Origin of the sequence: Streptomyces sp. P6-2-1 (assembly GCF_050613165.1) — a bacterium.
Classification (GTDB): domain Bacteria; phylum Actinomycetota; class Actinomycetes; order Streptomycetales; family Streptomycetaceae; genus Streptomyces.
The window spans coordinates 4,201,523-4,223,461 of record NZ_CP192513.1 but is presented as its reverse complement, the minus strand read 5'-3'; the positions used below and the strand labels follow the sequence as shown (position 1 = coordinate 4,223,461).

At 74.2% G+C, this 21,939-nt stretch carries 21 protein-coding genes; 3 read left to right on the top strand and 18 right to left on the bottom strand.

The genetic code is table 11. From position 1 onward, the window contains the following. Window positions 1–75: 75 nt before the first annotated feature. The 3 genes from ACQYWQ_RS18185 to ACQYWQ_RS18175 all read right to left on the bottom strand — a co-directional run bounded on the left by ACQYWQ_RS18185 (window position 76) and on the right by ACQYWQ_RS18175 (window position 2,662). The gene (locus tag ACQYWQ_RS18185) at window positions 76–621 is read right to left on the bottom strand and encodes a cysteine hydrolase family protein (protein WP_431035868.1); all 546 of its coding nucleotides are present in this window, start codon (window positions 619–621) and stop codon (window positions 76–78) included. A gap of 114 nt (window positions 622–735) precedes the next feature. Beyond that, window positions 736–2,154 carry an MFS transporter gene (locus ACQYWQ_RS18180; protein ID WP_431035867.1) on the bottom strand — a complete coding sequence of 473 codons (1,419 nt, stop codon included), beginning with the start codon at window positions 2,152–2,154 and terminating at the stop codon, window positions 736–738. After that, window positions 2,147–2,662: a MarR family winged helix-turn-helix transcriptional regulator gene (locus tag ACQYWQ_RS18175; protein ID WP_431035866.1), complete on the bottom strand. Its 516-nt coding sequence runs from the start codon at window positions 2,660–2,662 to the stop codon at window positions 2,147–2,149. Before ACQYWQ_RS18175 ends, ACQYWQ_RS18180 begins: the two co-directional genes overlap by 8 nt. A gap of 731 nt (window positions 2,663–3,393) precedes the next feature. Between ACQYWQ_RS18175 and ACQYWQ_RS18170 the strand changes: the two genes are divergently transcribed. Then, complete coding sequence (locus tag ACQYWQ_RS18170) at window positions 3,394–4,143, top strand: SDR family NAD(P)-dependent oxidoreductase (protein ID WP_431035865.1); 750 nt, start codon at window positions 3,394–3,396, stop codon at window positions 4,141–4,143. 58 nt (window positions 4,144–4,201) lie between these two features. On the opposite strand, the gene ACQYWQ_RS18165 is transcribed toward ACQYWQ_RS18170, so the two are convergent. The 8 genes from ACQYWQ_RS18165 to ACQYWQ_RS18130 all read right to left on the bottom strand — a co-directional run bounded on the left by ACQYWQ_RS18165 (window position 4,202) and on the right by ACQYWQ_RS18130 (window position 14,078). After that, on the bottom strand, window positions 4,202–4,807 hold the full coding sequence (locus ACQYWQ_RS18165; protein ID WP_431039246.1) for a TetR/AcrR family transcriptional regulator: 606 nt from the start codon (window positions 4,805–4,807) through the stop codon (window positions 4,202–4,204). A gap of 280 nt (window positions 4,808–5,087) precedes the next feature. Beyond that, a complete protein-coding gene (locus ACQYWQ_RS18160) occupies window positions 5,088–5,831 on the bottom strand; it encodes a prepilin peptidase (protein ID WP_431035863.1) in 744 nt (247 codons plus the stop codon). A 160-nt stretch (window positions 5,832–5,991) separates the two neighbouring features. Further along, window positions 5,992–9,015 (bottom strand): BTAD domain-containing putative transcriptional regulator, encoded by a 3,024-nt coding sequence (locus ACQYWQ_RS18155; RefSeq protein ID WP_431035862.1) that lies wholly within the window; start codon window positions 9,013–9,015, stop codon window positions 5,992–5,994. Window positions 9,016–9,230: 215 nt separating this feature from the next. Further along, entirely contained in the window at window positions 9,231–9,623 is a 393-nt protein-coding gene (locus ACQYWQ_RS18150) for a VOC family protein (protein WP_431035860.1), read from the bottom strand. 133 nt (window positions 9,624–9,756) lie between these two features. After that, window positions 9,757–10,812 carry an iron-siderophore ABC transporter substrate-binding protein gene (locus ACQYWQ_RS18145; protein WP_431035859.1) on the bottom strand — a complete coding sequence of 352 codons (1,056 nt, stop codon included), beginning with the start codon at window positions 10,810–10,812 and terminating at the stop codon, window positions 9,757–9,759. A 92-nt stretch (window positions 10,813–10,904) separates the two neighbouring features. Further along, window positions 10,905–11,765 (bottom strand): ABC transporter ATP-binding protein, encoded by an 861-nt coding sequence (locus ACQYWQ_RS18140; protein ID WP_431039245.1) that lies wholly within the window; start codon window positions 11,763–11,765, stop codon window positions 10,905–10,907. Between the two features lie 136 nt (window positions 11,766–11,901). Beyond that, window positions 11,902–13,026, bottom strand: coding sequence for a FecCD family ABC transporter permease (locus tag ACQYWQ_RS18135; RefSeq protein WP_431035857.1), 1,125 nt, complete (start codon window positions 13,024–13,026; stop codon window positions 11,902–11,904). Then, window positions 13,023–14,078, bottom strand: coding sequence for a FecCD family ABC transporter permease (locus ACQYWQ_RS18130; RefSeq protein WP_431039244.1), 1,056 nt, complete (start codon window positions 14,076–14,078; stop codon window positions 13,023–13,025). Before ACQYWQ_RS18130 ends, ACQYWQ_RS18135 begins: the two co-directional genes overlap by 4 nt. 292 nt (window positions 14,079–14,370) lie before the next feature. On the opposite strand from ACQYWQ_RS18130, the gene ACQYWQ_RS18125 reads away from it, so the two are divergent. Then, window positions 14,371–15,333, top strand: coding sequence for a L,D-transpeptidase family protein (locus ACQYWQ_RS18125; protein WP_431035856.1), 963 nt, complete (start codon window positions 14,371–14,373; stop codon window positions 15,331–15,333). A gap of 97 nt (window positions 15,334–15,430) precedes the next feature. Here the strand turns inward: ACQYWQ_RS18125 and ACQYWQ_RS18120 are convergent, their stop codons facing one another. Continuing rightward, window positions 15,431–17,266, bottom strand: a complete 1,836-nt coding sequence (locus tag ACQYWQ_RS18120; protein WP_431035854.1) for a CocE/NonD family hydrolase — start codon at window positions 17,264–17,266, stop codon at window positions 15,431–15,433. Between the two features lie 181 nt (window positions 17,267–17,447). Beyond that, window positions 17,448–18,755: an MATE family efflux transporter gene (locus tag ACQYWQ_RS18115; RefSeq protein ID WP_431035853.1), complete on the bottom strand. Its 1,308-nt coding sequence runs from the start codon at window positions 18,753–18,755 to the stop codon at window positions 17,448–17,450. Between the two features lie 104 nt (window positions 18,756–18,859). Here ACQYWQ_RS18115 and ACQYWQ_RS18110 point away from each other — a divergent pair, with 104 nt between their 5' ends. Next, entirely contained in the window at window positions 18,860–19,384 is a 525-nt protein-coding gene (locus ACQYWQ_RS18110) for a PadR family transcriptional regulator (RefSeq protein WP_431035852.1), read from the top strand. Window positions 19,385–19,606: 222 nt separating this feature from the next. Here the strand turns inward: ACQYWQ_RS18110 and ACQYWQ_RS18105 are convergent, their stop codons facing one another. The 5 genes from ACQYWQ_RS18105 to ACQYWQ_RS18085 are packed head-to-tail and all read right to left on the bottom strand — an operon-like array spanning window position 19,607 to window position 21,851. Then, complete coding sequence (locus tag ACQYWQ_RS18105; protein ID WP_431035851.1) at window positions 19,607–20,020, bottom strand: hypothetical protein; 414 nt, start codon at window positions 20,018–20,020, stop codon at window positions 19,607–19,609. A 43-nt stretch (window positions 20,021–20,063) separates the two neighbouring features. Next, on the bottom strand, window positions 20,064–20,480 hold the full coding sequence (locus tag ACQYWQ_RS18100; protein WP_431035850.1) for a pilus assembly protein TadG-related protein: 417 nt from the start codon (window positions 20,478–20,480) through the stop codon (window positions 20,064–20,066). A gap of 41 nt (window positions 20,481–20,521) precedes the next feature. Then, the gene (locus ACQYWQ_RS18095; RefSeq protein ID WP_431039243.1) at window positions 20,522–20,974 is read right to left on the bottom strand and encodes a TadE family protein; all 453 of its coding nucleotides are present in this window, start codon (window positions 20,972–20,974) and stop codon (window positions 20,522–20,524) included. A gap of 56 nt (window positions 20,975–21,030) precedes the next feature. Further along, window positions 21,031–21,522, bottom strand: a complete 492-nt coding sequence (locus ACQYWQ_RS18090) for a TadE family protein (RefSeq protein WP_431039242.1) — start codon at window positions 21,520–21,522, stop codon at window positions 21,031–21,033. A 38-nt stretch (window positions 21,523–21,560) separates the two neighbouring features. Next, on the bottom strand, window positions 21,561–21,851 hold the full coding sequence (locus ACQYWQ_RS18085; protein ID WP_431035848.1) for a hypothetical protein: 291 nt from the start codon (window positions 21,849–21,851) through the stop codon (window positions 21,561–21,563). Window positions 21,852–21,939 lie beyond the last annotated feature (88 nt).

Here is a 21,939-nt window from a genome sequence, read left to right as displayed (position 1 = left end):
CCCCGGGACGGGCCGGACGGGGGCCGGAGCCCCCGGGCCGTACCGGAGCCACCGTCCGTACCCGTTCTCCTCGCGTCAGAGCCCCGCCGTCCACTCCCCCACCGTCGCGACGGCGCCCCGCTTCGCCAGCAGGTTCCTCAGCAGCACCTCGTGGAGCTGCGGGTCCGGGTCGGCGCACGCGTCCGACAGGGCGGTGAACGTGTAGTCCAGGTCGATCGCCTGAAGCGCGGTCGACAGCACGATGCCGCTGGTCGCGATGCCCGCGAGCGCGAGGTGTCCGATGCCCTGGGCGCGCAGGATCTGGTCGAGATTGGTCCCGGCGAAGGCACTGACGCGATTCTTGTGGAGGACGATCTCGCCGGGCGCGGGGGCGACGTCCGGGTGGATCTCGGCGTCGGGGTCGCCCGGCACGAAGCGGTCGTGCGGGAGCGCGCCGAACGCCTTGTTGCCCGGGTGCACGTCAACGTGCCCCTCGCGCAGGAGAAGTGCCGCGTGGATGACGACGACTCCCTTCTCCCGCGCGGTCTTCAGAGCCGTGGCGGCCTGGGCGAGGACGTGCGGGTCCACGCGGCCGGCGTGGGCGTTCTGGAAGTCCATGAGGAGCAGGGCGGAACGGGACACGGGGCGGCGCCTTTCACTGTCGTGCGATTCGCTGAGGTAGCAGGGGAGTTGGGGAGGCGGGAGGCGGGAGGGGGGGGAGGGGGGAGGCGGGAGGGGGGAGGCGGGAGGCGGGCGTTACCGGCTCCTCCCGACCCGGCCCAGCGAGCGGTCGAGGAGCGTCATGAGCAGGAACACCGCGCCCGCGCCGAGCATGACCCACGCCAGTGCGTGCATCCCGCCGGTGTCGGCACGCTCCCCGAAGGAGGCGGCGCTCGCCGAGGAGGCGACCATCGAGCCGATGTAGGCGAAGGTGCGCAGGAGTCCCGCGGAGGAGGCGGTGCGCTCCGGATCGGACTGGAAGTAGACGGAGTTCTGGAGGGCGAGGTTGTTGAGGCCCTGGGGGACACCGAAGACGACGGCGACGAGGAGCAGGGTCCACAGCGGGCTGGAACCGGAGAGCGTGAGGAGGATCAGGCAGGCGGCGATCTGCCCGAGCGCGCCGACAAGGAGCTTGCTCCGTACGCCCTTTCGCCGCCCGGACGAGATCGAGACGCCGATGGCGAGCAGGAACATGGGGATCTGTACGAGCCCCGCGTGGAACGGCGAGAGCCCGTACCCCTCCTCGGTCCACTGGCTGAAGCCGTAGAGGAAGGCGTACGCGACGACGTAGGCGACGAGCGCGCGCCCGTACGTGGCGAGGAGCGGCGTGTTGCCGCCGAGCACGCGCAGGTCGATGAAGGGCGTGGTGGCGCGCAACTCCCGTATCGCGAAGCCGCATCCGGCAGCCGCCGTGATGACGACGAGGTACCAGTCCCGCAGGTGCAGGTTCATGAGGAAGAGGAGCAGCGAGGTGAGGGTCGCGGCGAAGAGCGCCATGCCGGGCAGGTCGAGCTGTGCGGCGACCCGCCCGCGCTGCGGACTCCCGCCCGTGCCCGCCGACTTGGGCAACCGCCACCAGCCGAGCAGCACGGCGGCGACGGCGAGCGGGATGTTGAGCGCGAAGGTCGCGCGCCAGCCGCCCAGGCCGATGAGCAGGCCGCCGAGGAGCGGGCCGACGACGGCGATGGTCTGGTTGGCGACGGCGAGCGCGGTGAGCACGCCGCCCGGGCTGTCGCGCCCCGTCCGCTTCGCCTCGCTGCGTACGAGCGCCATCGCCGCCGGGTAACCGCCGCAGGTGCCGAAACCGAGCAGCACGCGGGCCGCGACGAGGACGCCGAGGCCGGGTGCCAGGGTGCCGAGGATTCCGGCGAGCCCGACGATCGTCGTGCTGATGAGGAAGAGCCTGCGGGGCCCGAAGATGTCGATGAGCCGCCCGACGACGGGCTGCCCGAGCGAGGTCGCGAGGTAGAGCGCGGAGACGAGCCACGCGGTCTGCGAGGGCGGTGCGCCGAGCGCGTCGCCGATGGGGACGAGGGCGACCGAGATGATCGTCGAGTTGATCGGGTTGAGGACGGAGCCGAGCATCATCGGCGGCAGCAACCGCCGGTCGAAGCGCGGCGGTTGCTCCTCGGGCGCGCGCTCGCGCGTGCCGGTGCCCGTCTCCTGCTCAGTCATGGGTCAGCCGCTCCAGTACGGACATCGCGGCGATCACCGACCGCAGTTCCTCCTCGCTGCACTCGGCCTGGAGCCGCGCGGCGAGCCATTCGGTACGGGCCTGGCGCCCCTCGCGGACGCGGCGGTGGCCCTCGGGCGTGAGCGTGATGAGCAGCCGGCGGCCGTCCTCGGGGTCCGGCGTGCGCACGACGAGCCCGCGCGCGGCGAGGACGCCGACGGTCGCGGTCATCGACTGGTGCCGGACGCCTTCGGCGGCGGCGAGCACGCTGGTCGTGACCCCGCCCGCGGTAGCGGGCGACTCGGTCTCGCGAGCGAGCCGCGCGAGCACGGTGGACTGCCCGAGCGTGAGGTCCTCCGCCTCGGAGGCCCCCAGAATCCGCCGCCGCAACCGGCTGATGACCGCCCGCACATCCCGGGAAGCCCGCACGGCGGCGTCCGAGGGAGGCACGGCCGCCCCACCACTCCCCCCTGCGACGGAATCAGCACGCCCCACAGAATCGATGGACATGCCACTTACCGTAACTCGTACAGCCTGAGCTGTACAGCCTTGCCTGCATATATCGGTGACCACTCCCGCCCGGCGGGCGCCCCCCGGCCGCGTGGCGGCGGGACATGCCCGGGCCCGGTGCGCACCGGCGCCGCGAGGGGCGGTGCGAGCGCCTTCAGGCCACGGCGCCGGAGGGGGGTCCCACCCCCTCCTCGACACGCCAATCACCGACGCGCCCGATCGGCACAGACGCACCCGATCACCACAGGCGAGGGCACGCGGAGAGGGGGGCGCGGACGTGGCGGAGTGCCGCGGTCCGGCACGAGCACCAGCGCGTACCGGACCGGGCGACGCAGGGCGACAGCGCCGACAGGCGCACGAGCCGCGCGACGAGCGCGAGCCCGGCACCACGGCGAACACCGCCGCCGGTCGCCGACCACGCCGATCCGGGCGCCGAGCGGCAGGCCGAAGCACCCTCGCCGAAGACAGCCCGCATGACGAGCACGAGCACCCGGGCGACGAGCGACAGGGCGGGGCCCGCCCCCAGGGCGGCGACACCCGCTCACCCCTCACCCCGACCGGCGTCGCGCCCGGCGCCGGACGCACGGCCCGGGGATCGCCTTCCGCGGGACGGGGCCGGGATGCGGGCGCACGCTTTTTTATCCCCGACGGAATAGAATCCGAACGACCGAAGTTCTATACCTTGCCGTACAGAAATGGCCGTGGTCAGCGGCCCGGAAGGAACCTCAGGGATGACGAAGCAACTGGCAGGGAAGATCGCGCTCGTGACCGGGGCCGGCCGCGGGATCGGCGCGGCGATCGCGCGGGCGCTGGCGGATGAGGGGGCGGACGTGGCGATCAGCTACTCCAGCTCCTCGGAGGCGGCGGAGAAGGTCGTCGCCGAACTCCGGGCCACGGGGGTCCGCGCGAAGGCGTTCAAGGCCGACCAGTCGAAGACGGAGGAGGCGACCGGCCTCATCGCGGATGTCGTCGCGGAGTTCGGCAGGATCGACGTCCTCGTGAACAACGCGGGCGTGCTCTACTGGGGCGCCGTCGGCGCGGAGGGCGAGGACCTGGAGGCATTCGAGCGGCAGCTGTCGATCAACTACATCAACGTGGTCGCCGCCATTCGGGCCGCACTGCCCCACATGCCCGAGGGCGGCCGGATCATCAGCCTCGGCTCCGGCGTCTCGACACGGGTCGGCGCGAGCACGATGACCGACTACGCGGGCACGAAGGCCGCCGTTGTCGGCTTCAGCAAGGGCCTGGCGCGAGACCTCGCGCCGCGTGGGATCACGGTGAACGTCGTGCAGTGCGGCCACATCGACACTGACATGAACCCCTCGGACGCGCCCTGGGCGGAGGCGAACGCGGCGACCTCCGCGCTCGGCCGCTACGGCAGGCCCGACGAGGTCGCCTACGGCGTCACCGCTCTCGCGAGCCCCCGGGCCTCCTACATCACGGGATCGGTGCTCACGGTCGACGGCGGCTACCTCGCCTGAGCGGCGCACCGGGTGGGGCCGGCGGCCTTGGGCGCCGGCCCCTCTCGCGTCGGGCGGCTCAGGCCGAACCGGCGCCGCGGGGGAAGGCGGACAGCGCGCGATCGGCGACGCGGGAGAGTGCGGCACGAGAGGTTCCCGCGGCCGCCTGGACGGCGAGCCCGCTGGTGACCACATTGAGGTACTTCGCCAGATCGGCAGGGCTCTCGTCCTCCGGCAGGTCGCCCTCGGCGACCGCTCGCCGGAAGCGCTCGGCGAACCGCGCCTCGACCGCGGCACGGCTGGAGCTGAGGAAGTCGACGACATGCTGGTCCGTCCGTGAGCCGGAGACACCACCCTGGATGGACAGGCAACCCGGCGGGCGGGCGGGGTTGGTTATCGCCCGCACGTTGTGCCGCAGGAAGTGGGCCGCGACGCCGAAGGCGGTCGGCTGGGCGAGCGAGTCCTCGACGTAGTGCATGTCGACCTCGGAATAGCGCCGCACGGCTTGTCTGAAGGTCGACTCCCGGTCGCCGAACGCGGCGTAGAGACTGGGACGGCTGATGCCCATCGCCGTGGTCAGGTCATGGAGGGTCGTGCCTTCGTAGCCCTGGCGCCAGAACACGTCGACCGCCGCGTCCAGCGCCTCATCCAGATCGAACTCGCGCGGCCTTCCCCTGCCCGCCATGCCGATCACCCAGCCTTTCTAACCCGTCCGGAACATATTTTACGGGCCCGGGAATCCTGGCAGCTGTGGCGTCGCTCATAGCCTCAAGAGGGCACAAACGGGCGGCTGAGCGGCCGGAACGGCGGGAGTCACGCGCGCGAGCGCGTCGGCCACCCCGAGAACGACCGCCGGGGCGGTGCCGACGACATCGCACGCCGTGTCGCCGGACACCTCCCGGAAGGCGGCGCCCCGGTCACACGCGGTACTCGGCCTCGTCATCCCGCTCGTGTCACCCCGCTCGTCATCCCGCTCCGAAGGCTCCCGCCAGCAGTCCGAGGTACGTCCCCGCGAGGAGGGCCGGGCCGAAGGGGATCGCCGTGCGGCGGGTGGCGCGGCGGAGGGCGATGAGGGTGAGGCCGTACAGGGCGGCGAGGAGGAAACCGGCGAAGACGCCCAGGAAGAGGGCGCCCCAGCCGTACCAGGTGAGGGCGAGGCCGAGGACGAGGGCGAGTTTCACGTCGCCGAAGCCGAGGCCCGAGGGGCTGATCAGGAAGAGGACGAAGAAGGCGCCGGCGAGGACCACCGCGCCGAGCAGGGCGCGCGGCCAGCTTCCCGCGTGCTCGGGGTGGAGGGCGGCGAGGCCGAGGAGGGCGGCGGCGAGCGGGGCCGTCGTGAGCGTGAGGGGGTCGGGGAGGCGCTGGACGCGCAGGTCGGTGCGGAAGAGGAGGACGCCGGGGGGCGCGAGCAGGAGCCACACGAGCAGTTCGGGGCGGGGGCCCGTCGCCGCCGCGAGCAGCGCGCACACGAGCGCGGTGCCGAGCGCGTACGGGTACGGGGAGGGGCCGTGCCCCGCCGCACAGGCGCGGACGCCCACCCACCCGCGTACCGGGTCGCCCTCCGTGCACACCGTGCTCCACGGCTCGCCCGCCGGGACGGCGAAGCGGTGCGCCGCGCGCGGCAGGAACACGCCTGCGAGCGCGCCCCACCCGGCCGCGCACAGCGCCAGGAACGGGGCCGAGGAGGCGAGTTCGGCGGCGGAGGTCATACGGGACCCGCCCCGCACGCACCCGCGCGCGTGCCCCGCGCCCTCACCGCACCCCGCGCCCTCACCGCACCCCGCACGGCACCGCTCCCCGCACCCCGCACGGCACCGCTCCCCACCACATCCCGCAAGGCACCGCTCGACGCGCCCCTCACCGCACCGCTCACGCCGTCCCCGCCCCGCCCGAGGTGCCCGCCCCCGGCAGCAGTTCGTCGAGCAGGGCCGCCGTGCGGGGAGGCAGGCCCCTCGCACCCGAGCGGTTCGCGAACTCGGCGGCCAGGGCGCGCAGCCGGGGTTCGTCGCCCGTCGCGTGGACGGCGCGCAGGAGTTCGTTCCACAGGCGTTCGTCCGTGCCCGCGCTCACGAGGGCGCGTTCCAGGGCTTCGGCCGCCTGCGGGGCGCGGTCGCGTTCGAGGTGGAAGGCGGCGAGGGCGAGTCCTATGTCGGCAACGAGAAGCGGGAGTTGGGCGTCGACGATCTCGTGGGCGAGCCAGCCGTAGCGGCCTGCGGGGCGTTCGGCGAGGAGCGGGCCCCGTACGAGGCCGAGCGCGTCGGTGAGGAGGCGGCCGCGCACCGCGCGGTCGTCGGCGCCCCGGCCGCTCGTCGCCTCGTGGTAGAGGGAGCGCAGCACGTCGAGGTCGGAGACGACGGAGGCGTCGAGCACGAGGCGGCCGGTGGCGTCCTCGCGCAGGCGCGGGGCGCCGTCCTCGCCCGTGCCGAGCCAGTCGCGCAGCCGCGCGACGGTCGCCTCGCGCACGTCGTCGCCGACGCCGCGCGGCCACAGCGCCGAGGCGAGGACGCGCGGGTGGACGCCTTCGCGGTGCAGGAGGAGCAGCGCGAGTGCCTCGCGCAGGAGCGGGCCGCGCTCGTCGTCGGGTGCGTCCAGGCCCATGAGTTCGTACCGGCCCACCAGGCGCGCGTACACCGAGGGGCGACCCTGTTCGCTGATGTCGACGAGGAAGGGCGGGCGGTGCGCGACGGCGGGGCCCGCCGGGTCGTCGTCGCCCCCGCCGCCGAAGGCGTCCGCTGCCGCGAAGAGGCGTGCGACGGCGGCGTGCTGGGGGGCGGGGAGGAGCTGTGCTTCGAGTTCGAGACCGAGGAGGGGTGCGAGGAGACGGCCCTCCGGGGTGACCTCCAGCTCCCAAGCGGCCCCGGGGAGTGCCCGGTTGTCGGTGCCGATGAGGTAGCCGATGCCCAGGCGGGCGGCGTCGGCGGCGAGTTCGGTGAGCCGCGCGGCCTGGCCCGCGTCGGGTTCGGCGGCGAGGAGGACCAGATGGGCGGCCCAGCCGGCGCCGTGGGCGGGTCCCGTACGGCCCGTGAGGACGGAGTCGGCGCCCGCGGCGCCGAGCCCGGCGCGGCGGCTCGCGGTCTCGGCCTCCATGACGTCCAGGAGCGCGGCGATGTCGTCGAGCGGGCGCAGCCGCGAGGGGGCGAGCGGGACGAGGTCGGCGCCGAAGCCGACGAGGGTCACGGTCATCCGGTCCGACCAGCCGTTGGTGGCGAGTTCGGCGGCGACCGAGGAGAGCACGGCCTGCCGGTCGGCGGGCGCGCCCGAGAGCGAGACGAGACCGGGGACGGCCTCCAGGTTGAGGAGCAGGCGCGCACCGTCGTGCGTGCCGAGGCTCACGAGGCCGGGGTACGGGGCGGCCTGGGGCTCCTCGTCGGCGGGACCCGAGGCGGCGGGACCCGAAGGGAGGGGGCCCGAAGCGGCGGGGCCGGTACCGGCCGCCTCCCCCACCGCGTCCGCGAGTGCGCGGCCTTCGAGGCGCCAGAACGTCTCGTCGTCGCCGTGGACCCAGGGGGCGGGCGGCGCGCCCGCGGGTTCGGCGAGCTGGAGGTGGAGTTCCTCGTCGCCGAGCCAGGCCGCGTAGACGAGGGGCAGCGGGCGGCCCTCGGCGGCGAGGGCGCGGGCGAGGGAGCGCAGCGCCCGGTCGAGGAAGCGGACGGCGCCGGGGTCGGCGCCCGCGAGGAGGGCGTCCTGCACGTCGGCCTCGTCGCCGCTCGGCGTGGGCAGCTCCATGCCCCTGCGGCGGCCTGCGACGGCCGTCGCCGCCTGCCAGAGCGCGGCCCGGCGGCGGCGCCCGAGCGCGGCGAGGACACCGGCGGCGAGCAGCGGGGCGCCCAGGAGAGCCTCGGGGAGGCCCGGGGTGTGCGAGGAGGGGGCGAAGGCGGCGGGAGGGGGCGCGGTCCCGCCGCCGGGCGCGGCCTCTTCGGCCGCCGCGTGCTCGTGGTGGGCGGGGACGGTGAAGTGCCCGGTCGTGGTGTCGCCGTCGCGCGCCGCCGGGCTCTGCCGCTCCCGCGCCGCACCCTGCGAGCCCTTCGCGTACGCGTCGAGTTCCTGCTGCTGCCCCTTGCTCAACTCCGGGTTCTGACCGGGGGTTTCGACGAGTTCGCCGCCATGTGCGTCGGCGGGCATCTCCATGATCCAGCCGGGCCTGATGAGACTCGCCTCGGACAGCCGGGAGCCGTCGGGCTGTACGCGGTCCTTGTTGAGCGCGTAGATCTCCTTGTAGCGGCGGCCGTCGTCGAGGTGGCGCTGCGCGATCTCCCAGAGCGAGTCGTGGTGGCGGCCCTCGGGGGGCTGGATGCGGTAGAACTTCGTGCTCTGCTGGTGGGCCTGGCCGGTGTCGGCCTGCTGCGCGAGCTGCTCGGCCTGGCGCGCGACGCCGTCGGCCGCGGCCTGCGGCCGGCCGCCGACGAGGCCACCGGGGGTCTGCTGAGCGGCGGCGACGGTGGGCCGGTGCGTATCGGGGGCCTGCTGACCGAATCCGCCGATGCCGGGCGTGAAGCCGGCCGCCGTGGCACCCAGGAGGAGGACGGCGGCGACGAGCTGGCGGGCGAGCAGCTGGCTCGGGCCCGCGCCGGGTACGCGCGCGGGCAGTCCCACGCCCGAGACCGCGGCCTTCACCTCGACGAGCACGCAGGCGGTGAACTGCGCCCAGGCGATCCACACGACGAGCATGAGGATGCGTATGAGCGTCTCGGCGTCGATGGCGGAGCTGAGCCACTCGCCCGGCGGCCCGTCCGGCACCGGCCGCCCCACCTGGATGAGCCCGAACGGCACCCCGAGGACGAGCACGAGCAGCGCGACGACGGCGAGCAGCGCCTTCATCACGTCCCCGAACGTCCGCCGTGGGCGCGGCGGTACGGGCATCGGGCTCGCGGACCGAGCGGAACTACGTGCCATGAAAGCCTTCCCGGGCGACCGGTGCGGAACTGCGGTACGGGGCGCAGCGCGTGTGCGGTACGGGGCACAGCGCGCGTACGGGGCAGAGCCTAACGGCCGGTAAGTGCCCACCGCAGGGGTCGCCACCCGAAGTGCGGGGCGCTTTGGGCGGGTTGCGCCGGGTGGTGCGGTACGTCCCTCACCGGCGCCCCCGGGCCGCCGCCCGGCCGCTCCCGCTACCCCGCCTGCGTCGCGATCTGGATCAGGTTGCCGCAGGTGTCGTCGAAGATCGCGGTGGTGACCGGCCCCGTCGTCAGGGGCTCGCGGGCGAAGCGCACGCCGAGGGCGGTCAGGCGCGCGTACTCGGCCGCCACGTCGCCGACGGCGAACTGGGCGAGGGGGATGCCGTCCCGTACGAGCGCCTCGCGGTAGGGCCGTACGGCCGGGTGGCCCGCGGGCTCCAGCAGCAGCTCCGTGCCCTCCGGGTCCTCGGGGGCGACGACGGTGAGCCAGCGGTCCTCGCCGCCCAGCGGGACGTCGTGCTTCTTCACGAAGCCGAGCACCTCCGTGTAGAAGCGCTCGGCCTTCGCCTGGTCGTCGACGAAGACGCTCGTGAGGTGGATCTTCACAGGTGCTCTCCTCCGGTCCTGGGGGCGGCGCGCGGGGCCCGCGTGAAGGGCGCGCGCGGGGCCCACGACGCGAAGGGCCCGCCCCCGCACATCATCCCGGGGACGGGCCCACGCATCCGCGGGGAAACGCCCGCTACTTCAGCGCCTTCGCGAACTGCGGCACCACGTGGTCGATCGCGTACTGGATCGACAGGACCGAGCCCGTCGAGAACGCCTTGCTGGAGTTCTCGTCGAGGATCAGCGAGTGGCCCGCCTTGACGGAAGGAACGGCCTTGTACAGCGGGTCGTTCGAGATCTTCGACTCGGGGACGCCGATGCCCGTCATGACGGTGAGGTCGGAGTCGAGGAGGTCCAGGTTCTCCTTCGAGACGGGGATGAAGAAGGAGTCCTTCTTCTTCGCCTCGACCTCCGGGTTGTTCGTGAAGCCGAGGTTCGTGGCGAAGTCCACGCGGCCGTCGCCGTTGATGTAGGCGCCGTAGCCGTCCGAGGAGAGCGCGCCGACCGTGATGGTCTTGCCCTTGAACTCCGGGTGCGCCTTCGCGGCGGCGGCGAACTTGTCGTTCGTGTCGGAGATCAGCTTCTCGCCCTTGTCCGGCACGCCGAGCGCCTGGGCGATCATGAGCGTCTGCTGCTTCCACGACGTGAGGTACGCGTCGCCGCCCTTGGGCACGTCCACCGTCGGCGCGATCTTGCTCAGCGTCTCGTAACGCGTCTTGTCGCCGCTGGACTTGGTGTCGAGGATCAGGTCCGGCTTGAGCGCCGCGATCTTCTCGTACTCGGGCTCCAGGGTGCCGATCAGCTCGGGCTTCTTCTCGTACATGCCCTTCGCCCACGGGCCCACGCCCTCGCCGCCGAACGGCAGCCAGTCGCTCGCCCCGACCGGCTGCGCGCCGAGCGCGAGCGCGGTCTCCGCGTCGCCCCAGCCGAGCGCCACGACGCGCTGCGGCTTCTTGTCGATCGTGACCGTGCCGAACTTCGTCGCGACCTTCGCGGGGAACGCGGCGCCCGACGCCGCCGAGTCCTTCGCCCCCGAACCGGAGCCGCTGCCCGCGTCCTTGCCGGAGCTGTCGTCGTCGGAACCGCAGGCGGTGGCGGTCACGAGGAGCGCCGCGACACCGGCGGAGAGCAGCGCGACCGTACGGGTGCGACGGCGGCGCCGGGAGGGAGCGGAGGAGGCGGAATCGTTCATACCCATGAGGTTAGCCTGCCCTTACCGGACTGCTGTACGGGAGGGGCCGCCCACAGCCGTCGCATACGTCACACCAGCGCGGGACGCGGCGTTCAGGACCGCCCGCCCAGGTGGTGCCGCCCGCCCACGTGGTGCCGTCCGAGCGGCACCACCATCGGCGTCCCCGACGCCGGGTCGTCGATCACCGAGCACCGCATCCCGAAGGTCTCGGTCACCAGTTCCTCCGTCACCACGTCCCCGGGCGCCCCCTCGGCGACGACCCGCCCGTCCGCCATCGCGATGAGGTGATCGGCGTAGCGGCAGGCGAGGTTCAGCTCATGGAGCACGGCGACCATCGTCACGCCCCGTTCCCTGTTCAGGTCGGTGAGCAGGTCGAGCACGTCGAGTTGATGGCTCAGGTCGAGGTACGTCGTCGGCTCGTCCAGGAGCAGCAGTTCGGTGCGCTGCGCGAGCGCCATCGCGATCCACACGCGCTGCCGCTGCCCGCCCGACAGCTCGTCGACGGGGCGGTCGGCGAGGTCGAGCACGTCGGTCGAGAGCAGCGCCTCCGCGACGGCGGTGTCGTCCTCGTCGGTCCAGCGCCGGAAGAAGCCCTGGTGCGGGTAGCGGCCGCGCCCGACGAGGTCGGCGACGGTGATGCCCTCGGGCGCCACCGGCGACTGCGGCAGGATGCCGAGCACCGAGGCGACCTCGCGCGTCGGCATCTCCTGCACCGACTTCCCGTCGAGCAGCACGGCCCCGGAGAGCGGCGGCAGCAGCCGCGCCATCGCCCGCAGCAGCGTCGACTTGCCGCACGCGTTCGGCCCCACGATGACCGTGAAACGTCCGGTCGGTATCGACACGCTGAGCCCCGGCACGATCTCGCGGCCGTCGTAGCCGAGACGCACGTCGCGGGTTTCGAGACGGGACGGCGCGGCCGCGCCCGTCGGCAGGGCCGCTTCGCTCGTCGGCAGGGCTGCTTCGCTCTTCACGGGCGCGGCTCCTTCAAGGACAGGGACGGTCGAGCGATGACGGGGACGGGGGCGGGGACGGGGACAGGGACGGGTACAGGGCCGGACGCGCCCGTACGGTCCCGGCGGCGGTACGTACTCACCCGCCCCTCCCCACCCGGTTCGCGCGCGCCAGCAGCCACAGCAGGTACGGCGCGCCCACCAGGCTCGTCACGATCCCGACGGGGAACTGGGTGCCGGGGAGCGCGTGCTGCGCGGCGAAGTCGGCGAGCAGGACGAGGAGCGCGCCGGTCAGCGCCGCGTGCGGCAGCACGGCACCGCGCCCAGGGAGCAGCATCCGCGCGACGGGCGCGGCCACGAAGGCGACGAAGGCGACGGGCCCGGCGGCCGCCGTCGCCGCGCCGGCGAGGACGGTCCCGCAGGCGAGGAGCGCGAGCCGCTGCCGCCCGACGCGCGAGCCGAGCCCGGCGGCGGTGTCGTCGCCGAGCGAGAGCGCGGGCAGCGAGCGCGCGGCGCCGAGCGTGAGCGGGACGAGCACGACGAGGAGCCACAGGAGCGGCCAGAACTGCGACCAGGAGCGCCCGTTGAGGCTCCCGGTCATCCACAGGAACGCCTCCTGCGCCTCGCTCACGTCGGCGGTCGTCATGAGGTACGAGATGACGCTCAGCAGCCCCGTACCGACCCCGATCCCGATGAGCACGAACCGCGCCCCGACGACGCCGCCGCGCCACGAGAGCGCGTAGATGAGCGTCCCGGCGGCGAGCGCGCCGACGAGCGCGGCGCCGGAGAGCGCGAGGCCGCTGAGCGAGAACACGAGCGAGCCGAGCACGGCGGCGGCCGAGGCGCCGCCGCTGATGCCGATGACGTCGGGACTCGCGAGCGGGTTGCGCAGGACGGTCTGGAAGACGCCGCCCGCCATGCCGAAGGCGGCGCCGACGAGCAGCGCGAGGAGCGCGCGCGGCAGCCGCAGCTCGACGACGACGAAGTGGGCGCCCGCGTCCCCGCCGCCGAAGAGCGCGCCGAGCACGTCGCCGAGCGGCAGCACGTAGTCCCCGACGCACAGCGAGAGGCACAGGAGCGCGAAGACGAGGACGGCGAGCACGCCCCCCGTCCACAGCGCGCGGGCCCGCCCCCTGCGCCGTACGCCCGCGACGGCCTTGCGCGCCGCGGCGAGGCGCGCGGGATCGGGGTCGGTGCGTACGGAGCCGGGGCCGGTGCGTACGGAGCCGGGGCCGGTGCGTACGGAGGCGGGCGGCGTCCTCACAGTTCCACCAGCTTCCTGCGCCGGACCAGGATGATGAACGGCACGCAGCCGATCGCCGCCGTGATGACCCCGACCTGCACCTCGCCGGGGCGGGCGACGAGCCGCCCGACGATGTCCGCGAGGAGCAGGAGCACGGGGGCGAGCACGGCGGAGTACGGGAGAATCCAGCGGTAGTCGGGGCCCGTGACGAGACGGGCGGCGTGCGGCACGGCGAGGCCGACGAAGGCGAGGGGCCCGACGATCGCGGTCGCCGCTCCGCACAGGAGCACGACGACGAGCGCGGACCCGGCGCGGATGCGGCCGACCTTCTGGCCGAGGCCGCGCGCGAGGTCGTCGCCGAGCGAGAGCGCGTTGAGCGCGGGCCCGAGCGCGAGCGCGAGCACCGCGCCGACGGCGATGAACGGCAGCGCCTGCCACAGGTCCGCGCCCTCGCGCCCGGTGAGCGAACCGACCTGCCAGAAGCGGTACTGGTCGTAGCTGCCGCGGTCCCTGAGGAGGATCGCGCTGGTCAGGGCGACGAGGACGGCTTGGGTCGCGGTGCCGGCGAGGGCGAGTTTGACGGGTGTCGCGCCCTCGCGGCCGAGCGAGCCGATCCCGTACACGAGCAGCGCCGCGAGGAGCGCGCCGAGGAAGCCGAACCAGATGTACTGCGAGGGCGAGGCGAAGCCGAGGAGGCTGATCGCCGCGACGACGGCGACACCCGAACCTGCGTTGATGCCGAGGAGTCCCGGATCGGCGATCGGGTTGCGCGCGACGCCCTGCATGACGCAGCCCGCGAGCCCGAGCGCGATCCCGGCGAGTACACCGGCGGCGGTGCGGGGGACGCGGACCTCGCGGACGACGAGCTGCCCCTTGTCTCCGAGGTCGGCGTCGAAGAGCGCGTGGAAGACGTCGCCGCCCGACACGTCGTGGCCGGAGCCGATGAAGAGGCTCGCGAGGACGGCGGCGACGAGGAGGAGGAAGCAGAGGAGGAGGCCGAGCGCGAGCGTCGAGCGGGCGCGCGCGGGGCGCAGGCGGGCCTTCGCCTCGGCGGGGGTCTCGGGCGCGGGCAGGGCGCGGGGGTCGTCGACGAGCGCGGCGGTCGTCGTGCCGCTCGCGGCGCGGGCGGCCTGGATGTCCGCGGCCTTGGCGCGCAGGCGGCGCGCGTAGGCGGACTCGGTGGCCGGCTCCGGGTGATCCTCCCGGGGGCCGCCGCTCACGGCTCGTGCCTCACTGCGCTGATCCCTTGCTGTACGAAGTAAGGCAAGGCTAACAGTCGCTTCCGGCCAGACCCGCCCTCGTCCCGCGCCCGCATGGACGCGGAAGAGGCGACGTACCGACATGAATCGGTCAAGACTGATCGTCATGAACGAGCCCCACCGCGAAGCACCGCAGCCGGCCCCCCGCGTGGCACCGCGGCCGGCCCGCCGCGCACGCCGCGGCCCCCGCCGCGCCCTCTCCCTCGCCACCGCCCTGGCGGGCACGCTCGCGGTCGGGGTCGCGGGGCTGACACTGCCCGGCGCGGACGAGATACCAGGGGCGGGAACGGGCCCGGGACTCCTCGCGGGCCCGAGCGCGGGGACGGGGCCGGACGCGGCGGCGGGTGCGGGCGCGCAGGGGCACGGGGCCGCGGGGCCCGAGGCGCTACGGGGCTGGGCGAGGCCGGCCGCGAGCCCCGCGCCGGGCACGTCACCGGGCGCCTCGCCCGCGAGGGCGGACCGTGCGCCGGACGGCAGCCCGCTCCGCATCCCCGGGCTGGGCCCGAAGACCCTGGCCCGGGTCCCGGCGCACGCGCGGCAGGTCCTCGTCGTGACGGGCGCGGGCCCGGACGCGAACCGCGGCACGGCCCGCCTCTACACCCGTACGAAGGCCGGGGGCTGGCTTCCCGGCCGCGCGCGCCCGGCGCGCAACGCGCTGCGCGGCTGGACGGACGACCACCGTGCGGGCGACCTGCGCTCCCCCGCGGGCGTCTACCGCATCGGTGACGCGGGCGGCCGCCTGCCGAACCCGGGCACGCGCCTCCCGTACGACAGGTCCGACGACTTCGCCGAGGACGGCACGGGCTTCACGGGCGAGTCCCTGACGACCGCGTTCGACCACGTCCTCGCTATCGACTACAACCGTGTCGCCGGTGTGAGCCCCCTCGACCGCACCCGGCCCCTGGGCGAGTCCCGGGGCGGCGGCATCTGGCTCCACGTCGATCACGGAGGCCCCACGCACGGCTGCGTGAGCCTGGCCCGCGCGGACCTGGTGGCGCTCCTCAAGGAGCTGCGGCCCGAGCTGCGCCCGGTGATCGCGATGGGGGACGGGGAACGGCTGGCGAGGTGAGCGAAGCGGTACGGGCCCGCCCCCGCCGACCGGGGAAGGCGGGCCCGTACCGCTGACCGGGGAAGGCGGGCCCGTACCGGGTTCCGCTCGCGCTCGCTCAGGCGCGCGGCAGCGTGAAGCTCCCTTCGCCCGCGGCGAGCGGCACCGTGTACTGCCGCAGGTAGCTGTCGAGGAACGGCGAGCGCGCCCCCGCCGTGGCCACGTCCCGGGCCGGGTCGTCCAGCGCCAGCGCGAGCCGCGCGTCCGAGACGGCGATGGTCTCGCCGCTCGGTGTGTCCCGCCACGAGCCGCTCTGGATCGAACCGATCTCGACCCCGAGCACGTGCCCCGCCCCAAGCGTCCAGTCCGTCGCCTTGAGATCGACGGAGACGCGCCCGCTCTTCACGAGGGACACCTGCTCGTCGAACATGACGGCCTTGCCGTCCGGGCCCACGTCGTAGAGCTTGAGCATCACGTTGCCCGAGCCCTTCGCCTTGAAGGAGACGTTCGGCGTCCCGGTGAGCCGGGTGTCACGGGCGAGCGGCCGCGACCACGTGAAGTAGCTCGACGTGGTGGCGCCCGCCTCCTGGATCTTCGCGAGCCCCTTCGCGAGCCCCTGCGGGGCCGCCGGATCGAGCGCGGGCGCGTGCTCCATGTCGAAGTCGCCGCTCTTCGGGGCGGATTGGGGACTCGGTGCGAGGCCCGCACCGGCGGAAGCGCCGCCGTCGTCGACGTACGCGCCGTCGCCGAGCCGCACGGTGGTGGTACGGGACGTGGTGGGCCAGGTGCGCTCGGCGCGCCAGGCGCCGGTCGAGTCCTCGATCGCGAAGGCGGGGTAACTCACCTTCGGGCGCTTGCCCTTGAGGTACTGGTCATAGAAGGAGAGGGTCTCCGCGTACCAGCCCTCACGCCCCATCGCGAGGCGCCCGTCACCCACGCGGTCGCCACCGCGCACGTGGTCCCACTGCCCGAGCCAGCCGCGCTCGGGGCCGTGGTGGTTGTCCAAGTACTCCTGCATCTCCTCGGGTTTGGTGTTGTTCTCGACGAAACCCTGGGTGACGAAGAGGGGTGTGTCAGTGCCCTTGGCCTTGGCGGCGAGGTCGCGCGCCTTCCAGTGCGCGGACTTCTGGTCAGCGATCTTGTAGCCGTCGGCGTTCCGGGTGAGGCACTCGGGGTGCTGCTCCTCGTACGTGGCGTTGGCGAGGTAGTGCGGGTCGTCGTCGGCCAACTGGGGCAGCGTGGCGATGGAGTTGTAGGCGTTCGCGGTGCCTGTCACGTTGGGCCGGGGGACGCCGTTGGAGTAGATGTACTGGTAGAGGTCCCACACGGGTTCCTGCGCGACGACGGCCTTGAGCGGCTTCTGGTCGAGGTCGTTGCCGATGAGCCCGGTGACGGCGTCGTAGGACTTCCCGTACATGCCGACCTTGCCGGTGGACCAGGACTGCTTGCCCGCCCAGTCCACGGCGGCCTTGACGTCGGCCTGCTCGCCCGGGCCGCCCCAGTCGAGGCAGCCGGTGGAGCCGCCGAAGCCGCGCAGGTCGACCATGACGAAGGCGTAGCCCTGCGCGAAGAGGTCGCTGCCCTCGATGAAGTCGTTGAAGCGGGCGGAGGGCCCGGTGTGCGTGAAGCCCTCGTCGTCGGTCTGTCCCGAGTGCCCGAAGTAGGGCCCGACGGAGAGGATGACGGGGACCTTCTGGCCCTTCTTGATGCCTTCGGGGAGGAGCACGTCGGCGTGGAGCTGGGTGCCGGAGCGGTCGGACGAGGGGAAGTACGACTGGGTCCAGGCGGACCCGGCGGGCACGCGGTCGTTCTCGGCGTGGGTGACGCCGCCGAGCGGGGCGCCGGGGTGCGGGGCTCCGTGGCGGGGTGACGAGGCGACGGCGGGCCCGGCGAGTGCGAGTCCTGCGACTACGGCGGAGGCGGCGGCCAGGGCGACCGCGGGACGTCTGATCACGTGCAACTCCCTCTGTGGCGTGAAGCGCGGGGCGTGCAGGTGGTGCGGTGGTACGGGTGGCGCGGGTGGGGCAGTGGTACGGGTGGCGCGGCGGTACGGGTGGCGCGGGCGTCGCTCCGGTGGGCGCGGGGAGCGCGCCGGGACCGACGATCACGCAGCCTAGAAGCGGGACGCCCGAGCCTCAAGAGGGCCTTGTGACAGCGGGGTCAAGCCCGCGGTGCAGCCTGGCGGCGGCCGCACAGGGGAGCGCGGTCGCCAGGGCCATCGCGAGGCAGACGCCGGGCAGCCCGTACCCGGACAGGGCGTACGCGAGGGCGAGTTGAAGCACCTGCCCGTACGCCGTGAGCCGTACGAGCACGGCGGCGCGCCCGCTGCCCTCGAAGACCCCGCCCAGCGCGATGTAGCAGGCGAGCAGCAGCAAGTACGGCCCCACGCACCGCAGATAGAGCGTCCCTGCGACGGCCACGGCGCCCCCGGCGCCGAGCCCGCCCACGATCCAGGGCCCGGCGGCGAGGAGGAAGGCGGAGGCGAGCACGGCGATCCCGCCGGAGAGCCGCAGCGCCTCGCGTCCCACCGCAGCCCGCTCCTCGCGCCCCGCGCCGATGAGGTGAGCGGTGTGGATGGCGGTGGCCTGGCGCACCGCGTAGAAGGACATGGTCGCCACGTACAGCGCCTTCGTCGCGATCCCGTACGCGGCGACCTCGGCCACGCCGATACGGGCGACGACGCCGACGAGCGCGAGCGTGCCGGCCATGCGGATCACGAAGTCGGCCGACATGGGCAGGCCCGTCGCGGCGACGCCGCGCGCGTCCGCGACGAGCCCGCCACCCGCCAACCAGCCCTTCCCGCGCGGGAGTCGGCGCCGCAACAGGACCAGACCGCACAGCAGAGCGACCGAGCGGCCCAGCACGGTGGACAGGGCCGCGCCGCGCACGCCGAGGTGCAGGGCGAGGACGAGGAGGGGGTCGAGGGCGAGAATGAGGCCGTTCGCGAGCAGCGAGAGCCGCATCGGGGTCCGCGTGTCGCCGAGCCCCTTGAGGACGCCGCCCACGACGTTGCTCGCGAAGAGCACCGCGATGCCCGGCAGCGCGAGCGCGAAGTACGCGCGGGTGAGCGCGAGCGCGCCCGGGTCGGCCCCGCCGCCGAGCACGAGCGCGGCGAGCGGCGCCCTGCCCGCGTAGCCGCCGATCGCCACGAGCGGCGTGACGAGCGCCCACAGCACCCAGCCGCCGCGCACCGCCCCGCGCATCGCCTCCGCGTCACCCGCGCCCCGCGCCCGCGCGAGCAGCACGGTCGTGCCGGAACCGGCCACGAGGACGACGCCGAGCAACACGTTCTCGACGTTCGTGGCGACCGCGACGGCCGCGACGGCGTCCCCGCCGAGCCGCGCGACCCACACGGTGTTGATGATCCCCGCCGCGACCCCGGCGAGCAGCTCGGCGTACACCGGGCCGGCGAGCGCGAGTAACCGCCGTCGATGCTCCCCCATACTTCCCCCTCTTTTCGTGGCACCTCGAATAGAGGTACCGCGAAAAGAGATAGCATGACGGTCCGCGCCCGGCAAGAGACGGGCAAGACACGAGGGGAGCGGGCGTGCTGGAGCTGCCGATCCTGGGATTCCTCTACGAAGAGCCCCTGCACGGCTACGAGTTGAAGGCGCGCATCCACGCGCTGCACGGCCACGTCAGGCCGGTGAGCGACGGCGCGCTCTACCCCGCGATCACCCGCCTTGTCACGGCGGGCCTCATCGCCCAGCACACCGAACCCGGCAACGGCGGGGCCCAGCGCCGCGTGCTCTCCCTGACCGAGGAGGGCCGCGCCGCCCTGCTCAGGCGCCTGAGCGCCCCGAAGGACGCGGACATCACCGACGGCCAGCGCTTCTTCACACTCCTGGCCTTCCTCCGCCACCTCCCCGACCCCGCCACCCAGGCAGCGGTACTCCGCCGCCGCCTGGCCTTCCTGGAGACCCCGTCGAGCTTCTTCTACCGCGACGGCGAACCGGTCACCGCCGAAACGGCGAAGGACCCCTTCCGACGCGGAATGCTGCGGATCGCACGCGCGACGGGGACGGAGGAACGGGCATGGCTGGTCGAGGTGTTGGGGGAACTGGAGGGGTGAGGCGCGGGGCGGGAGCGCCGCCGGGAGCGAGGGGCCGCGGAGTGCGGCGCGCGGGCTACGGCGTGCGGGGGCTACGGCATGCGGGGGTACGGCGTGCGCGGGCTACGGCGTGCGGGGGTACGGCGTGCGCGGCTTGCGGTCCCCTGGGCGCGGTTCACCCGGTCGACTCCCCGCGCATACGGGCCGGTGGCCCGGCCCGGCCCGTACGGCGGGCGCCGCGCCTCATGGCGGCGGGGCCGCCTTCGCCTCCGCGTCGAGCAGGTCCCCGTAGCCCCCCGCCGTCCACACCAGGTGCCGGAACTGCGCGGCGCTCAGCGGCGCTTCGTTCCCGGGGACGTAGACCTTCCCGCACGGCCCGCACCACCGGGCGCCCTCCGCGGCCGCCCGGGCCCGCGAGGCCCCGGCCCGTACCCGCTCCGCTCCCCGCAGTGCGGACCGTACGAGCGCCACGACGCCCGCCAGCACCAGCACGCACCCGGCCGCACCCGCCGCCTTCAGCCACGCCAGGTCCCACTTCCCCGCGCCCCACCAGCCGGCGGCGGCGACGAGGCCCGCGACGACCACGCCTTCCAGGCCGTCCGTCCACGCGTCGAAGCCCGACGTCCCCGGGCCGAGCACCGTCTCCCCTGTGCCCACCGGGGCGGTCCCCGCCCCGCATCCCGGGCAGTCCTCCGCCACCTCAGCCCACCTCGTTCTCGGCGACGGCGGTGCCCGAGACGTGGATCGAGCCCCCGTAGAAGATGCCCGTGAAGACCGGCCGGTACGTGAGCTGGATGCGCACCTCCACGTGCTCCGCGTCCGCCTCCAGGCATCCCGAAGCGGCCGCGTCCGCGCCCGACATGCCGCTCTCCGCCACGAACGCGGCGACTCTCGCGGGGCAGTTGCCCGCGTTGATCGGCGCCTCGCCCTCGTTCCCGTACAGGGCCTCGCGGTCGATGTCCTGGGCCGCGTACCGCGCCGCCTGCTCCGCGAGGTCCGCCGCGCGCTCGCGCTGCGAGATCGAGAGACCGCCGTCCACGACGAAGGCGGCGAGCGAGAGGAAGACGAGCGCGAAGAGGATCACGGCTCCCGCGCCCGAGCCACGATCCTCGGCCACGGCCGCACACCGCTCCCGCACAAGGGCCTTGAGGCGCACGGTCACCCCGCCTTCCGCTTGTACGGATCGAGCGGCGATGTGGCCTTCCCCGTCAGGGTCTTCGGTACGTCCAGCCCGAGCATCGCGAGTCCCCGCACCTGGCAACTCACCTCCACCGAGAAGAAGTCGGCGTTCTCGAAGCCCGTGCTCGTCTTGCGCACCTCGACGGGCCCCGCGCACACGTCGCTCAGGTCCGCCTCCGCCGCGCGCCGCGCCTCCGCCATCGCCGTACCGGCCTCCCACTGGAGCGAGCCCGACCGCGCGGCGTCCCGCGCCGCGCCGTCCACCGCGCCGCGCCCGTCGACGAGCTGGCCCATCGCGACGAGCACAAGGATGAAGAGGATCATCACGGGCGCGAGGATCACGACCTCGACGGTGGAGATCCCCCGGTCGTCCGCGCCGAGGGCGACCCCGCGACGGCGCTCCGCGAGAGCGACCGCACGGACCCGCTCCACGAGAGCGACCCCCCGGCCGCGCTCCACGAGGGACCACACCCCCCGGACCGTGCGCCTCACTCCTCCCCCTCCCGCACGAACCGCTCCACGGGCCCCACCGACTGCGCGTGCACGGTGAGGTCGAGCCCGGGGAAGACGGAGGGCACGCGCGCGGTGATCACGACGCCGACCGTGTGCGCGCGCGGCGCGACGAGCTTCACGTCGGGGCGCAGGACGAGGGTCGGACCGAGCTGCTCGATGTACGTGTTCGCGACCCCGCGCGCCGCGCCCCGCCACTCGCCCGGGTGCTCGTCGGCCGTCGCGCGCGCCTTGCGCGCCCCGGCCTGCGCCGCCGCCTGCGCGACATGGTCGGCGAAGAAGTACAGCGCGAACTGCACCGTCGCGAAGATCATGAAGAACAGGATCGGGGTGAGGACGACGAACTCGATGGCGGTCATGCCGGAGTCGGCACCGCGGCCGCTCGCGCCGGGGCGCGCACCGCCCGGGGACACGCCGGAGCCGGAGGCGTCCCCGCGACACCTCCGCAGCACCCCGCGCCCCCGCCCCACGTCCGCCCCCTCGCCCGTACGCCCGAACACCCCTTCGCTCAGCAGGTCTTGTCGGCGCTCGCCCCTTCGATGCACTTGCCGACCTTGTCCGCACCGCCCTTGAGCGCCGCGTTGAGGATCGCGGCGACGACGCCGACGATCGCGACGACGACGGCCGAGATGATGACCCACTCCACCGCCGAAGCGCCCCGGTCGAGTTCGCCGGACGTGGCGCGGCGGTAGCGGGTCTGGAGGAAGGCCGCGAGGAAGGCGACGGCGGGGTGCGCGGAGCCGACGAGGCGCCGTGCGTAGAAGCTCTCGGTGGGGCTCTGTGCGTCGTGTTCGTTCATGGTGTCCGGGTCCTCTCCGGTCGGTACTGAGGTCGTTCGGTCCGGTGGACTCGCGCGCGGACGGGCCCGGGACGTCCCCGCCCCCTCC